We start from the raw sequence: 14,757 nt of genomic DNA on the forward strand, positions 1-14,757 counted from the left end.
GAGGGAGAATTCCGGCGGTGACCGCCGGAACTGGAATAATTAACCGTTACCGTTATTACGGCTGCTGGAACGACGGTTGTTATTATTATTGCTCACCTGGCTGTGGCGCTTAACCGCGCGGCGAATCTGATTCGCCTTCATGCGACGGCGATCTTTTTCGACGGCGACCTTAGAGGTGGTTTCCGGCGTAAGCTCAACCAGTTCGCGCAGGTAGTTGGTTTGCGCCAGGTCCAGCTCGGTGTAGCCGCCGCGCGGCAGGCCTTTCGGCAGCAGAATATCGCCGTAGCGCACGCGGATCAGGCGGCTGACCTGTACGCCAACGGCTTCCCACAGGCGGCGAACTTCGCGGTTACGGCCTTCGGTCAGCGTGACGTTGTACCACTGGTTAATCCCTTCGCCACCGGTAAACTTGATGGTTTTGAACGCCGCCGGGCCGTCTTCCAGCTGCACGCCGCGAGAGAGCTGGCGCAGCTTGTCATCATCTATCTGGCCAAATACGCGCACCGCGTATTCACGTTCCACTTCGCGGCTCGGGTGCATCAGGCGGTTCGCCAGTTCACCGTCGGTGGTAAACAGCAGCAGGCCGCAGGTGTTGACGTCAAGACGACCGACGGCAATCCAGCGCGCGCCGCGCAGCTTTGGCAGACGATCGAACACCGTCGGTCGCCCTTCCGGGTCGTTACGGGTACAGAGTTCGCCTTCCGGCTTGTAGTAAGCCAGCACGCGACAAATCTGTTCCGCAGACTCTTTCACCGAAATCAGATGACCGTCGATGCGAATTTTTAAACCCGGGACAATTTCAACGCGATCGCCAAGCGTGGCGATTTTGCCATCGACGCTGACGCGGCCAGCTTCGATTTTGGCTTCGATTTCACGGCGGGAGCCGTGGCCAGCGCGGGCCAGCACTTTTTGTAATTTCTCGCTCATTGAGCTTCCTTAAGGTGTCGCCTTCCCAGGCGTCTGGTATACTTCGAAAAACAGGGCGTGAGGCAAAATGAAACCTAACACCCTGTTCTGTAAAATTTTTTTGCATCAGCGCGTGCCGTTATCTATGTTGCTACAGCAGACATAACAGAGACACGCCTTCTCGCGTGGGCGAACATGGTACACGAACTTTAAGATGAATGCTTCTTTGCGTTACGAGCATAGCACAACTTACCGCGCACCTCCGTCCGGGCGCATGGCGCGCTGATGGAAGTCAGGTAGCACAATGGGGTCTTTTGCAGAGGATGCACCATCAAAAGGCGCGCGGCATTGCGCCGCGTTGAACGGCGGCAAATAAAAGCGGCGAGCGGGGATTCATTACATGACGATTCCTTCCATGGAAACGGGCGTCATTACAGGAACGGCGTTACGTCCCCCACGCCTTCACGCACCACAACCGGCGCATCTTCAGTGAGGTCGATAACCGTGGTCGGCTGCTGGCCCAGATAGCCGCCGTGAATAATCAGGTCAACCTGCTTCTCCAGACGATCTTTGATCTCTTCCGGGTCGGATTCGGTAAAGTCGCTTCCCGGCAGCATCAACGAAGTGGAGAGCATCGGCTCGCCCAACGTTTCCAGCAGCATTTGCGCAATCGGGTTGGACGGCACGCGCATACCGATGGTCTTACGCTTATCCTGCAGCAGACGGCGCGGAACTTCTTTGGTGCCCTTGAGGATAAACGTGTAGTTACCCGGGGTATTGTTTTTAATCAGACGAAAGGCCACGTTATCAACGAATGAATAGGTCGACAGTTCGGACAAATCGCGGCACATCAGGGTGAAGTTGTGGCCGTTTGGCAGATTACGGATCCGGCAAATCCGCTCCATCGCGCCTTTATCTTCAATTTTGCAGCCTAACGCGTAGCCGGAGTCGGTCGGATAGACGATGACCCCGCCTTTACGCACAATGTCCACCGCCTGGTTAATTAACCGCGCCTGTGGATTTTCCGGATGGATATAAAAAAACTGGCTCATACTTCCCTCTCAATTTTGTTCTACGGCCACTTCCCAACTGCGCCAGATCCCTTCCACGCCCGCGGGTAGCCAAAGTTTGCGGCCCAGTTCGATCCACGGGCAGGGCTGATGAAAATCAGACCCCTGCGAGGCATCCAGACCATACTGCACGGCGTAAGCGGCAAGCTGTGCGCGCTCGTGAGGCGCCTGCTGACACTGCGCCACCTCCATCGCATCGCCCCCCTGCTCGCTAAAATGGGCCAACAGCCGTTTTAACCACTTGGCGGAGAGATCGTAGCGCCCGGGATGGGCAATGACCGCTTTACCGCCAGAATGATGAATGACATCAATCGCTTGTTTTATTGTACACCACTGAGGCGGAACGTAACCGGTTTTCCCGCGCGCCAGATACTTCTTAAATACATCAGCCATATTGTTGGCATAGCCGGCCTCCACCAGAAAACGGGCAAAATGGCCGCGCGTCACCGCACCGCCGTCCGCCAGCTTCAGCGCCCCTTCCCAGGCGCCCGGGATCCGCGCTTTTTCCAGCCGCTCGGCGATCTGCTGACCCCGCATCTGGCGACGCGATTTCTGTTCATCGAGCAGCGCGGTCATCGCCGGATGGTCGATATCGATATTCAGCCCGACAATATGAATTTCATGATTTTCCCACAGCGTGGAAATTTCCACCCCGGTAATCAGCGCCAACGGTAAACCGGCACGTTCAATTTCACGCTGAGCCGCGGGAATTGCCGCCACGGTATCGTGGTCGGTAATCGCCAGGGTGCCGACGCGCATCTGGTGGGCGCGATGGACAAGTTCTTCTGGAGTCAGACGCCCGTCAGAGGCGATGGTATGGCTGTGCAGGTCGTAAATCACTGCGTAATTGGTGTTGCTCAAGATGACTCCTGCTGGACATGAACCGGTACCCGTCATACTTTAAGTCACAGGCAGATTGACTGTGGTTCTGCAGCTTAAGTGATTAAGGATAGTAATAAGCGCATCATCATACCGACTGATAGAGAAAATCTGCAAACAGGGGTTGACTTTAATCCCTCGGACTAGTTAACTAGTACGCAAGTTCACATGAAGGGGTATCAACAATGAAAACGCAATTCATCACTCTGCACGGCTGGTGGCGCACCTCCTGTTATCGGGCGGCGTGATCGCGTTTTGCACTCAGCATACAGATACCCGGCCCGCCAATGAGCGGGCTTTTTATTGGACAAATTATTATAGCGAACAGGCGACAACAATAATGCAAACATCAAAACCGGCACTCGAGCTTCTCACCAGCGACGCCATCTATCGGGAAAACCCCACGGCGCTGTTCCACCAGCTATGCGGCGCGCGTCCAGCCACCCTGCTGCTGGAATCCGCGGATATCGACAGTAAGGATGATTTAAAAAGCCTGCTGCTGGTGGATAGCGCGCTGCGCATTACCGCGCTAGGTGACACTGTCACTATTCACGCATTTTCCGCCAACGGTACGGCGTTACTCGAACTGCTGGATAGCGCGCTGCCATCCGGCATCGATAACCAGCGTCAGCCAAATAGCCGGGTATTAACCTTCCCGCCGGTCAGCGCGCTGTTGGATGAAGATGCCCGCCTGTGTTCACTCTCGGTATTCGACGCTTTTCGCCTGCTGCAGGATCTGATTACCGTCCCGCAGGAGGAGCGCGAAGCGATGTTCTTCGGCGGCCTGTTCGCCTATGACCTTGTCGCTGGCTTTGAAGACCTGCCGCCGCTGGAGAGCGACACCGCCTGCCCGGATTACTGCTTCTATCTGGCGGAAACGCTGCTGGTTATCGACCATCAAACCAAAAATACCCGTATCCAGGCGAGCCTGTTCACGCCGCTGGAAAGCGAAAAACAGCGTCTGCTACAGCGGCTCGCTCAGCTTCGTCAGCAGCTAAACGAGCCGCCGGCGCCGCTGCCGGTGACCACGGTTGCCGAAATGAGCTGCGACTGCGATCAGAGCGACGAAGAGTACGGCGCCGTCGTGCGTAAAATGCAGCGCGCCATCCGCGCTGGCGAGATTTTTCAGGTCGTGCCGTCACGCCGCTTCTCGCTGCCCTGCCCGTCGCCGCTGGCCGCTTATGATGTGCTGAAGAAGAGCAACCCGAGCCCGTACATGTTCTTTATGCAGGACAACGATTTCACCCTCTTCGGCGCGTCGCCGGAGAGTTCTCTCAAGTACGATGCCACCAATCGCCAGATTGAAATCTATCCCATTGCCGGTACCCGCCCGCGCGGCCGCCGCGCGGATGGTTCGCTGGATCGCGATCTCGACAGCCGCATTGAGCTGGAGATGCGCACCGACCATAAAGAGCTCTCCGAGCATCTGATGCTGGTCGACCTTGCGCGTAACGACCTCGCGCGCATCTGTACGCCGGGTAGCCGCTACGTCGCCGACCTGACCAAAGTCGACCGCTACTCCTTTGTGATGCACCTCGTCTCCCGCGTGGTTGGCGAGCTGCGCCGCGACCTTGACGTGCTGCATGCCTACCGCGCCTGTATGAATATGGGCACCCTCAGCGGGGCGCCGAAAGTGCGCGCCATGCAGCTAATCGCCGCCGCTGAAGGCAAACGCCGCGGCAGCTACGGCGGCGCGGTGGGCTACTTTACCGCCCACGGCGACCTCGATACCTGCATCGTGATCCGTTCCGCCTACGTGCAGGATGGCGTCGCCACGGTGCAGGCCGGCGCCGGTATCGTGCTCGACTCCGTTCCCCAGTCAGAAGCGGATGAAACCCGTAATAAAGCTCGCGCGGTGCTGCGCGCTATCGCCCAGGCCCACCACGCGAAGGAGATTTTCTAATGGCCGACATTCTGCTGCTCGATAATATCGACTCTTTTACCTATAACCTGGCAGACCAGCTGCGTTCGAACGGCCATAACGTGGTGATTTACCGCAACTCCGTCCCGGCGCAGGCGCTGATTGAGCGCATCGGCACCATGAAAAACCCGGTGCTGATGCTTTCTCCGGGGCCGGGGACGCCGAGCGAAGCAGGCTGCATGCCGGAGCTGCTGACCCGCATGCGCGGCAAGCTGCCGATTATCGGTATCTGCCTCGGCCATCAGGCGATTGTCGAAGCCTATGGCGGCTACGTCGGTCAGGCCGGTGAAATTCTTCACGGCAAGGCGTCAAGCATTGAGCACGATGGCCAGGCGATGTTTGCCGGACTGAGCAATCCGCTGCCGGTCGCCCGCTATCACTCGCTGGTGGGCAGCAATATCCCGGCCGGACTCACCATCAACGCCCACTTCAACGGTATGGTGATGGCGGTGCGTCACGACGCGGATCGCGTTTGTGGCTTCCAGTTCCACCCTGAGTCAATTCTGACCACCCAGGGGGCACGCCTGCTGGAGCAAACCCTGGCCTGGGCGCTGCAGAAGCTGGAGCAGACCAACACCCTCCAGCCGATTCTGGAAAAACTGTACCAGGCCGAAACCCTGAGCCAGCAGGAGAGCCATCAGCTGTTCTCTGCGGTGGTTCGCGGTGAAGTCAAACCCGAGCAGCTGGCCGCCGCGCTGGTGAGTATGAAAGTACGCGGTGAGCATCCGCAGGAAATCGCCGGCGCCGCCACCGCGCTGCTGGAAAACGCCGCGCCGTTCCCGCGTCCGGATTATCCGTTTGCCGATATCGTCGGTACCGGCGGCGACGGCAGCAACAGTATCAATATTTCGACCGCCAGCGCGTTTGTAGCCGCCGCCTGCGGCCTGAAGGTCGCGAAGCACGGCAACCGCAGCGTATCGAGTAAATCCGGTTCCTCCGACCTGCTGGCGGCGTTCGGTATCAACCTGGATATGAATGCCGATAAATCTCGCCAGGCGCTGGATGAACTGGGCGTTTGCTTCCTGTTCGCACCGAAGTACCACACCGGTTTCCGCCACGCGATGCCGGTCCGTCAGCAGCTTAAAACCCGCACCCTGTTTAACGTGCTTGGGCCGCTGATCAACCCGGCTCATCCGCCGCTGGCGCTGATTGGCGTCTATAGCCCAGAACTGGTGCTGCCGATTGCGGAAACCCTGCGCGTGCTGGGCTACCAGCGCGCTGCGGTGGTGCATAGCGGCGGTATGGATGAAGTGTCGCTGCACGCGCCGACGGTGGTCGCGGAACTGAACCATGGCGAAATCAAGAGCTACCAGCTCACCGCCGCCGACTTTGGCCTGACGCCTTACCATCAGGAGCAGCTGGCAGGCGGCACGCCGGAAGAAAACCGTGACATTCTTACGCGCTTGCTACAAGGTAAAGGTGAAGCCGCTCACGAAGCCGCCGTTGCCGCCAACGTCGCCATGTTGATGCGTTTACATGGACACGAAGACCTGAAGGCCAACGCGCAGCAAGTCATCGATGTGCTGCATAGCGGAGCGGCCTATGACAGAGTGACCGCATTAGCGGCAAGAGGGTAAAAAATGCAGACCGTTTTAGCAAAAATCGTGGCCGACAAAGCGATTTGGGTAGAAGCCCGCAAACAACAACAACCGTTAGCCAGTTTTCAAAATGAAGTGGTACCGACGCAGCGCAATTTTTACGATGCCCTCGCCGGAACCCGCACCGCGTTTATTCTCGAGTGCAAAAAGGCCTCACCATCAAAAGGCCTGATTCGCGAAGATTTTGACCCGGCTGCCATCGCCGGCGTCTACAAGCACTACGCCTCGGCTATCTCGGTGCTGTGCGATGAGAAATATTTCCAGGGCAGCTTCGATTTCCTGCCGATGGTCAGTAAGGTCGCGCCGCAGCCGATTCTCTGTAAGGACTTCACCATCGATCCTTATCAGATTTACCTGGCGCGCTACTACCAGGCCGACGCCTGTCTGCTGATGCTTTCAGTGCTGGATGATGAGCAGTATCGCCAGCTCTCCGCCGTCGCGCACAGCCTGAACATGGGCGTGCTGACCGAAGTGAGTAATGAAGAGGAGCTGGAGCGCGCGATTGCGCTGAAGGCGAAAGTGGTCGGCATCAACAACCGCGATCTGCGCGATATGTCGATTGATCTCAACCGTACCCGTACCCTGGCGCCTAAGCTCGGTCACGATGTCACGGTGATCAGCGAGTCCGGCATCCATACCTACGCGGAAGTGCGCGAACTGAGCCACTTCGCCAACGGTTTCCTGATTGGCTCAGCGCTGATGGAGCACGCCGATCTCAACGCCGCCGTGAAGCGCGTGCTGCTCGGCGAGAATAAGGTCTGCGGCCTGACCCGCCCCCAGGATGCCCAGGTGGCGTATGAATCCGGCGCGGTCTACGGCGGCCTGATTTTTGTCCCGACGTCGCCGCGCGCGGTGAACGAGGCGCAGGCGCAAGCGGTGATCGCCAGCGCGCCTCTGAGCTATGTCGGCGTATTCCGCAATACCCCGGTGGCGGAAGTGATCGCCCGGGCGGAAAACCTCGACTTAGCCGCCGTACAGCTGCACGGCAGCGAAGACCAGACCTATATTGATACCCTGCGCGCCGAACTTCCGCCGAAGGTGCAAATCTGGAAAGCCCTCAGCGTAGGTGAAACGCTACCGCCGCGCGATCTGCGCCATGTCGATAAATACGTTCTCGACAACGGTCAGGGCGGCACCGGCCAGCGTTTCGACTGGTCCCTGCTGCAGGGCCAGGACCTGCATAACGTCATGCTGGCAGGCGGCCTCGGCGCCGATAACTGCGTAGAAGCCGCCAAAAGCGGCTGTGCCGGACTCGATTTTAATTCAGGCGTAGAGTCGCAGCCGGGTATTAAAGATGCCGACAAGCTGTCCTCTGTGTTTCAAACGCTGCGCGCATATTAAGGAGCAATAATGAGTACTTTACTGAACCCCTACTTTGGCGAATTCGGCGGAATGTACGTTCCGCAGATCCTGATGCCCGCCCTGCGCCAGCTGGAAGACGCGTTCGTCAGCGCGCAAAAAGATCCGGCATTCCAGGCCGAATTTACCGACCTGCTGAAAAACTACGCCGGTCGTCCGACGGCGCTGACCAAATGCCGCAACCTCACTGAAGGCACCCGCACGACGCTGTATCTGAAACGTGAAGACCTGCTGCACGGCGGCGCGCATAAAACTAACCAGGTGCTCGGCCAGGCTCTGCTGGCGAAACGGATGGGCAAAACGGAAATTATCGCCGAAACCGGCGCCGGTCAGCACGGCGTGGCCTCAGCCCTCGCCAGCGCCCTGCTCGGCCTGAAGTGCCGCATCTACATGGGCGCGAAGGATATCGAACGCCAGTCGCCGAACGTTTTCCGCATGCGCCTGATGGGAGCGGAAGTGATCCCGGTTCATAGCGGCTCTTCTACGCTGAAAGATGCCTGCAACGAGGCCCTGCGCGACTGGTCCGGCAGCTACGAAAAAGCCCACTATATGCTCGGCACCGCCGCGGGCCCGCACCCGTTCCCGACCATCGTGCGTGAATTCCAGCGCATGATTGGCGAAGAGACCAAAGCGCAGATCCTCGAGAAAGAAGGTCGCCTGCCTGATGCGGTTATCGCCTGCGTCGGCGGCGGATCGAACGCCATCGGCATGTTCGCCGATTTTATCGACGAAACCGCTGTTGGCCTGATTGGCGTGGAGCCGGCAGGTCACGGTATTGAGTCCGGCGAGCACGGCGCGCCGCTTAAGCACGGTCGTGTGGGCATCTATTTCGGTATGAAATCGCCGATGATGCAAACCGAAGAAGGCCAGATTGAGGAGTCCTACTCCATCTCCGCCGGGTTGGATTTCCCGTCAGTCGGCCCGCAGCATGCTTATTTAAACAGCATTGGCCGCGCCGATTACGTGTCGATTACCGATGACGAAGCGCTGGAGGCCTTTAAAGAGCTATCACGCCATGAAGGGATTATCCCGGCGCTGGAATCCTCCCACGCCCTGGCGCACGCGCTGAAAATGATGCGTGAAAACCCGGAAAAAGAGCAGCTGCTGGTGGTTAACCTCTCCGGCCGCGGCGATAAAGACATCTTCACCGTACATGATATTTTAAAAGCGCGAGGGGAAATCTGATGGAACGTTATGAGACGCTGTTTGCACAACTGAAAGCTCGCCGGGAAGGCGCGTTTGTTCCCTTCGTCACCCTCGGCGATCCGAATCCGGAACAGTCGCTGAAAATTATCGATACGCTGATTGAAGCCGGTGCCGACGCGCTGGAGCTGGGTATTCCTTTCTCCGACCCGCTGGCGGATGGCCCGACCATTCAGGACGCCACCCTGCGCGCTTTTGCCGCCGGGGTGACCCCCGCGCAGTGCTTCGAAATGCTGACGGCGATTCGCCAGAAACACCCTACCATTCCTATCGGCCTGCTGATGTACGCCAACCTGGTGTTCAGCCCCGGCATCGATGAATTCTACGCCGCGTGCGAACGCGCGGGCGTCGATTCCGTGCTGGTTGCCGATGTCCCCGTGGAAGAGTCCGCGCCGTTCCGCCAGGCCGCGCTGCGCCACAATATCGCGCCGATTTTCATCTGCCCGCCCAATGCCGATGACGATCTGCTGCGCCAGATAGCCTCTTACGGTCGCGGTTATACCTACCTGCTGTCGCGGGCGGGCGTGACCGGCGCGGAAAACCGCGCCGCGCTGCCGCTGCATCATCTGATTGAAAAGCTGGCCGAGTACCACGCCGCGCCGCCGCTGCAGGGCTTTGGCATCTCGGCGCCGGAGCAGGTTACCGCCGCGATTGAGGCCGGCGCGGCCGGCGCAATTTCCGGCTCCGCCATCGTCAAAATCATCGAGCGGAACGTGAATGACCCGCAGGCCATGCTGGCGGAACTCAAGGCTTTCGCCCGAAGCCTGAAAGCCGCCACTAAAGCGGCTTAACGTGCCTGCCGTCCGGCCCCGGGCCGGGCGGTTATTTCAGCTGTAAGCTGTCGGCGTATTTACGCGTCAGGCGAAACAGCGCCATCACCTCTTCTTGCGTCCATCCGGCCAGCACCTCATTCATCAGCCGCGTTCTTGCTCCCGCGATACGATCGATCATCGCCTGCCCCGCTTCGCTGAGCGTCACCTCGCTAATCCGGCGATCTTTTGCATTGGGCTGCTTGAGTACCAGCTGCTGCGCTTCCAGCTTCTTCACCTGCCCTTTCCGCCGCCGATATCTCTCTCAATGGCGCGGTGCTACGCTCCTCGCCGCTGCAGCTGATGGGCAGCGGAATTGGCAGCCTTTCTGTGCCCCAGCTGCTGGCCGCCACCGGGGAAATGCTGCAGGCCGCTGGACGACAGCCAGAAACGCACCGTCTTTGTCGTCGATTAAAAAAATCGCTTCTGCACAAAAGTTGGGGTTGATATCTTAAATGAGAAATATTATCTTTCTCATTACTGAATAGTTGAGCAAACAGCTCAGGTATTCGGTACGACATTGCTCACATTGCTTCCAGTATTTTTGCCCGCACTTGTGCGGGCTTTTTTTATGGTTGTCGACACACTCTACGCACCAGCTGCCTTAGCCAGCGATGTGCCAATTCATGCTCGTGGCGAGGATGCCACATTTGTGACACCGTTATCTCCGGCGTACTCACCGGGAGAGGAAAAGCGACCATCTCTTTTCCCGCCGCGCTCTGCAGGCAGGAGGCCGGGACAACGGCGATGAACTGAGAATCCCGGGCCACGGCCAGCGCGGCGGAAAAACCAGGCACCACCGCGGCAATCCTGCGGCGCATGCCACACGCCGCCAGCGCGTCATCAACCGGCCCGCGTATCAACCCGCGACGGGAGGTAATGACGTGCCCCACGGAAACAAATTGTTCCCGCGACATGTCGGCAAAGGCGGCCAGCGGATGGTTTTTGGCCAGCGCGACGACAAAACGATCGCGAAACAGCGCCTGCAGGCGGATCTCCGGCCCCATATTTTTCAGTACGCCAATTTCCAGGTCCACCCGCCCCTCGCGTAAAAATCGGGCATCTTTCTCCGGCTTAGCGACAAATTCCAGCGTCACGCCCGGTGCTTCCCGCGCGGCGGCGTTCACCAGCGCCGGGCCAAAAGCGTCTATAAATCCCTCATTGGTACGCAAAGTAAATCGCTTCTCGAGGGTCGATAAACTCAGCGGCGCAGGCGAAGCGTTGAGCACCGCGCGCATCTCGGAGACAACGTTTTTTGCCCGCGCCTGCAGACTTTCTGCGTGCGGAGTCAGCACCATGTTTCGCCCGGCTCTGACCAGTAGCGGGTCGCCGGTGACCTGCCGTAGGCGCGTCAGCGTGCGGCTCATCGCCGAAGCGCTGAGCTTAAGCCGTTTAGCCGCCCCGGCAACGCTTTTCTCGCTCAACAGTACATCCAGCGCCGCCAGTAAATTGAAATCAGGATCGGTCATCTTTTCTCCACTCCAGGATAAGGCGTCTGATGCACTTTATTATTGCAAATGCTGCGCCTTCCGCCTGCTACAGCACCAGCCTATATTTACCCCATCATGTATTTGCTCAGGAGTTATGCCCATGGTCACTTCCCCTAAAACAGTATTGATCGCAGGCGCGTCACGCGGGCTTGGGCACGCCATGGCTGAACAGTTTCTGCTGCATGGCTGGCAGGTCATCGGCACCGTACGCGATCTCTCACAAACGACGCCGCTGCACCATCTGGCCGAGGCTTATCCTGGACGGGTGCGCATTGAGGCGCTGGATATTTGTGATAGCGACGGGATCGCGGTGCTGCGCAATGCGCTTGCCGATAGCGTGCTGGATATGCTGTTCGTCAACGCGGGCACCACCAACCGCGATCCCACACAAACCATCGGCGAGATCGCGACGGAAGAGTTTATTCACGTCATGCTGACCAACGCGCTCGCGCCGATGCGGGTCATAGAAAATCTGCAGGCGCTGGTGCTGCCGCAGGGGCTGATTGGCGTTATGTCTTCAGGACAAGGCAGTTTGAGCAATAATACCGGCGGGCAGCGCGAGCTGTATCGCGGGAGCAAAGCCGCGCTGAATATTTTTATGCGCAGCTTTGCCGCCCGCCCTGCCAGCGTATCGCATCCGATGGTGGTCATGGCGCCGGGATGGATCCGCACGGCCCTTGGCGGCGAGAACGCCCCGCTCACCATGGCGGAGACCATCCCCTCGCTGGTGAACGTGCTGCTGAAAAAACAAAATCGTCCCGGATTAGAGTATCTGGATTATCGCGGATATCACGTGCCGTGGTGATAAGTCTATGCGTATTAATGGCCTGCAGACGGGTTCATGGCAGTCAATTTTCGCTTTTTACTGGGCAAAGCTGCCATCATCTAAATATAACCGACCGGGACATAATAATGCAGGGTATAAATGGGCCGGTCGTTTCCTAAAGCAATATTTTCCTGAGGGACAAAACGTTCGATATCATAACCTTCACGTCGATACAGCCCCAGTTCAGGAAGGTATTTCAGATACACATGATTCGAAAGAAAAATAAATTCTTCCCATGAGCCACTAAATTCAAGACCAAGGTATAGCCCACGTTTAGCGACCCGTATCTCACGAAAAGAAGCCACCCGCGAATTAAACGGTGTGCCGATGAATCCATTGATCGCTGTTTTATATATATTGTGCGCAGCGGGAGAACATGCAGAGAGAATGTAGATATCGCGGTCTGCGCCTGTCGCGCCGCCGGCAATTTTTCTCCGGGTGACCTCTTTTCGCGTAGCGATATCATCAGTCAGAGATAGCGTATAGTTGAATCCATATCCAGCAAACGACTGCTCTTCAAGAAAACAAAGGTAAGGTGCCGGTACGCCGCCGCCCTGCGGTGCCACTTTCTGATAAAGTAACGACATATCCCAACAGGTCGAATCCCGGTACGCTCCGGGACTAAGCCCAAAGGTTTTTTTAAACTCACGGGAAAAGGTTTGATGAGAATCAAAGTGCAGTAAACAGGCAATCGATGAAATTGATTGCTGAGTCAGCTTTAGCTTACCGGCGGCAAGCGTCATTCTGCGCATGCGAATATATTTCCCGACGGGAAGGCCGGCCTGCTCATGGAACAGGTTATAAACAAAACGCCGGGAATACCCAACCCCACAGGCGATATCATCAACGGACGGATTGATTGTCAGGCGGGATTCAATCCACTCCACCACCTCATTAAAAATTGCCCGTTTCATTGCTTTTAAGAATACCCTGATCAATTCATCCTCAGCCAAAATCTTACCAGTAAAGCAATACGGACACTAAGCTTTTCGTGCACGACAAAAATAAATAAAAACGATCTCAGTTAAAAAAACCAAAAAGGCTTATTATCTATTTGAAAGATAAGATTTTTCCTATGAAAAATATCTGAATTCTCATTTTCTATAGAAATATTGCTTTTTAAAAAACTCTACAATATCTTATTTGCAGTTTGTTAAACCACTCATTACCGTTAGACCTCTTAGTTTTACGTATGGCCATCATCAGGCCCTGACACTATTTTAATTCTGATTTATTTATTCATAAGCATGTGAATCTTTATTTATGATAACCATTTTAATCAATACCAAAAATATCTACACCCGATATGCCATCAAGCAGCTGATGCAGGAAAGCGTAGCCCACGAGGAAAACCTCATTTTTGTAGATAGCTACACCCCCGGTAACATCGCAGAGGCTCACATCATATTCACCGAAATGGCACCCGGAGAAATATTTTTATGTCATGATGAGTTGAAATATAAAACCACGAAAAGCTTACTATTTATTATTCAGGAAAGGGAAAATCAATGTTCGGAAAGTGAACTCCCCAACTGTACTAAAGATTGTTTGTTTTTATATAAAGGTGATTCGCTTCCGGCGATAAGAAATAAAATAAAACTTCATGTTTATGCATTCACCTGGACGGACAATGAAACAGGATATCGCCCGCAGACTAGCCGCTGCATTAACTTTCCCTGTAAATCGCTTACCCAGGCGCAGTCAAAGGTCGTCTATGCCCTGAGTCTTGGGCTTAACCAGCTGGAAATCGCAAATAAATTGAACATTAACTATAAAACAGTGTATTCTCACAAGAAAAATGTCATGCATGACTTTAAGATTGAAAGCAATACCGATCTTAATAAGTTTCTAAACGTGCTAGAGAAAAGAAAACAGTTTATGACCTAGCGTCACGATCGTCAGAAGTATAAAAGCAACGAAACACATTACGTCGTCTTCTGATCTCATTAAAATAAGCCACGCCATTGTATACGGAAATAACCAATAGCAAGATGGAGATAAATAAAAGAAGTAAATTACTCATAAAACACCCTGGATATAAAAGAAAAGACATTTACAGGCAGAGGCATCATAGAGCACGGCGTATTATTCCAACAAGCCATTTGCTTTTATTTCAGAATCGATGGTGTCGCGGCAAGAGTTTTCTCATTAAACGTGCAGCTCAAATAACATAGCATTAGAAACCAGATGTTTAATAACTCTCCAAACGGAACAACCGTACCAATAGCCTTAATAAAGGCCAGCGCATGTCGCACGAACATCCTTACTCCCCGATGGCGGGGCGTTACCCTCCCGTTGCGCATAGTGTGGGCTAGTCATACGTTTTTCCGGGCGTTCCTGAGCTAAAGCCAGGCAGGGGTGATATTATTCAAGCCAGAAAATACAGGCACAACGTCAACCGGGAGCGATTTATGCACGAGGAAGTACCACTGAAATATTACGACATTGCGGATGAGTATTCGACGGAGTCCGCCGAGCCCGTCAGCGAGTCAGAACGTGAGCCCCTGGCGCGCTATTTTCAACTGCTGATTACGCGGCTGATGAATAACGAAGAAATCAGCGAGGAGGCGCAGGGAGAGATGGCCATACAAGCGGGCATCGATCGGCAGCGCATCGATGATATCGCGGTATTCCTGAATAAATGGGGTAATGAGTAGCGGTTGACGCGGACGTTCCGCGGAGTGCTTACGGCAAAT

Annotated in this window: 13 protein-coding genes, 2 pseudogenes and 1 other annotated feature; of the genes and pseudogenes, 9 read left to right on the forward strand and 6 right to left on the reverse strand. The window is 55.8% G+C overall.

Annotated elements, in window-relative coordinates; translation table 11 throughout:
- Positions 1-39: 39 nt before the first annotated feature.
- The 3 genes from rluB to rnm form a co-directional block, all read right to left on the reverse strand.
- A complete protein-coding gene (gene rluB / locus MKleb_RS15695; RefSeq protein ID WP_004121268.1) occupies positions 40-927 on the reverse strand; it encodes a 23S rRNA pseudouridine(2605) synthase RluB in 888 nt (295 codons plus the stop codon).
- Between the two features lie 410 nt (positions 928-1,337).
- The gene (locus MKleb_RS15700) at positions 1,338-1,958 is read right to left on the reverse strand and encodes an L-threonylcarbamoyladenylate synthase (protein ID WP_004850139.1); all 621 of its coding nucleotides are present in this window, start codon (positions 1,956-1,958) and stop codon (positions 1,338-1,340) included.
- A 9-nt stretch (positions 1,959-1,967) separates the two neighbouring features.
- Positions 1,968-2,837, reverse strand: a complete 870-nt coding sequence (gene rnm, locus MKleb_RS15705; protein WP_025106982.1) for an RNase RNM — start codon at positions 2,835-2,837, stop codon at positions 1,968-1,970.
- 227 nt (positions 2,838-3,064) lie between these two features.
- Positions 3,065-3,160, forward strand: a sequence feature (Trp leader region).
- 35 nt (positions 3,161-3,195) lie between these two features.
- On the opposite strand from rnm, the gene MKleb_RS15710 reads away from it, so the two are divergent.
- From MKleb_RS15710 to trpA, 5 genes are read left to right on the forward strand one after another with little or no spacing between them, the layout of a single operon-like run.
- The gene (locus tag MKleb_RS15710) at positions 3,196-4,758 is read left to right on the forward strand and encodes an anthranilate synthase component 1 (protein WP_014838210.1); all 1,563 of its coding nucleotides are present in this window, start codon (positions 3,196-3,198) and stop codon (positions 4,756-4,758) included.
- Entirely contained in the window at positions 4,758-6,353 is a 1,596-nt protein-coding gene (trpD, locus tag MKleb_RS15715; RefSeq protein WP_004850135.1) for a bifunctional anthranilate synthase glutamate amidotransferase component TrpG/anthranilate phosphoribosyltransferase TrpD, read from the forward strand. The genes MKleb_RS15710 and trpD overlap by 1 nt, the downstream gene beginning before the upstream one ends.
- A 3-nt stretch (positions 6,354-6,356) precedes the next feature.
- Positions 6,357-7,715: a bifunctional indole-3-glycerol-phosphate synthase TrpC/phosphoribosylanthranilate isomerase TrpF gene (gene trpCF / locus MKleb_RS15720; RefSeq protein ID WP_025106981.1), complete on the forward strand. Its 1,359-nt coding sequence runs from the start codon at positions 6,357-6,359 to the stop codon at positions 7,713-7,715.
- Positions 7,716-7,724: 9 nt separating this feature from the next.
- Positions 7,725-8,918 (forward strand): tryptophan synthase subunit beta, encoded by a 1,194-nt coding sequence (trpB, locus tag MKleb_RS15725; RefSeq protein ID WP_004850131.1) that lies wholly within the window; start codon positions 7,725-7,727, stop codon positions 8,916-8,918.
- Positions 8,918-9,727, forward strand: coding sequence for a tryptophan synthase subunit alpha (trpA, locus tag MKleb_RS15730; protein WP_014229003.1), 810 nt, complete (start codon positions 8,918-8,920; stop codon positions 9,725-9,727). Before trpB ends, trpA begins: the two co-directional genes overlap by 1 nt.
- 31 nt (positions 9,728-9,758) lie before the next feature.
- Here the strand turns inward: trpA and MKleb_RS15735 are convergent.
- A pseudogene (locus MKleb_RS15735) lies at positions 9,759-9,986 on the reverse strand (MarR family winged helix-turn-helix transcriptional regulator); the annotation flags it as partial.
- Here MKleb_RS15735 and MKleb_RS15740 point away from each other — a divergent pair.
- Positions 9,953-10,120, forward strand: a pseudogene (locus MKleb_RS15740) (zinc-binding alcohol dehydrogenase family protein); the annotation flags it as partial. The pseudogenes MKleb_RS15735 and MKleb_RS15740 overlap by 34 nt on opposite strands.
- Before the next feature lie 194 nt (positions 10,121-10,314).
- On the opposite strand, the gene MKleb_RS15745 reads toward MKleb_RS15740, so the two are convergent.
- Positions 10,315-11,214, reverse strand: a complete 900-nt coding sequence (locus MKleb_RS15745; RefSeq protein ID WP_217075988.1) for a LysR family transcriptional regulator — start codon at positions 11,212-11,214, stop codon at positions 10,315-10,317.
- 121 nt (positions 11,215-11,335) lie between these two features.
- On the opposite strand from MKleb_RS15745, the gene MKleb_RS15750 reads away from it, so the two are divergent.
- The gene (locus MKleb_RS15750; RefSeq protein ID WP_025106979.1) at positions 11,336-12,040 is read left to right on the forward strand and encodes an SDR family NAD(P)-dependent oxidoreductase; all 705 of its coding nucleotides are present in this window, start codon (positions 11,336-11,338) and stop codon (positions 12,038-12,040) included.
- Positions 12,041-12,120: 80 nt separating this feature from the next.
- Here MKleb_RS15750 and MKleb_RS15755 read toward each other — a convergent pair whose 3' ends face one another.
- Positions 12,121-13,014 (reverse strand): helix-turn-helix domain-containing protein, encoded by an 894-nt coding sequence (locus tag MKleb_RS15755; protein ID WP_224225757.1) that lies wholly within the window; start codon positions 13,012-13,014, stop codon positions 12,121-12,123.
- Between the two features lie 310 nt (positions 13,015-13,324).
- Between MKleb_RS15755 and MKleb_RS15760 the strand changes: the two genes are divergently transcribed.
- Both MKleb_RS15760 and MKleb_RS15765 read left to right on the forward strand, forming a co-directional pair.
- Entirely contained in the window at positions 13,325-13,948 is a 624-nt protein-coding gene (locus MKleb_RS15760) for a helix-turn-helix transcriptional regulator (RefSeq protein ID WP_217075989.1), read from the forward strand.
- 524 nt (positions 13,949-14,472) lie between these two features.
- Positions 14,473-14,718, forward strand: coding sequence for a YmjA family protein (locus MKleb_RS15765; RefSeq protein ID WP_014228996.1), 246 nt, complete (start codon positions 14,473-14,475; stop codon positions 14,716-14,718).
- The last annotated feature ends 39 nt before the right edge of the window (positions 14,719-14,757 follow it).

Source organism: Klebsiella sp. PL-2018 (genome assembly GCF_019048985.1).
Classification (GTDB): Bacteria; Pseudomonadota; Gammaproteobacteria; order Enterobacterales; family Enterobacteriaceae; genus Klebsiella; species Klebsiella michiganensis.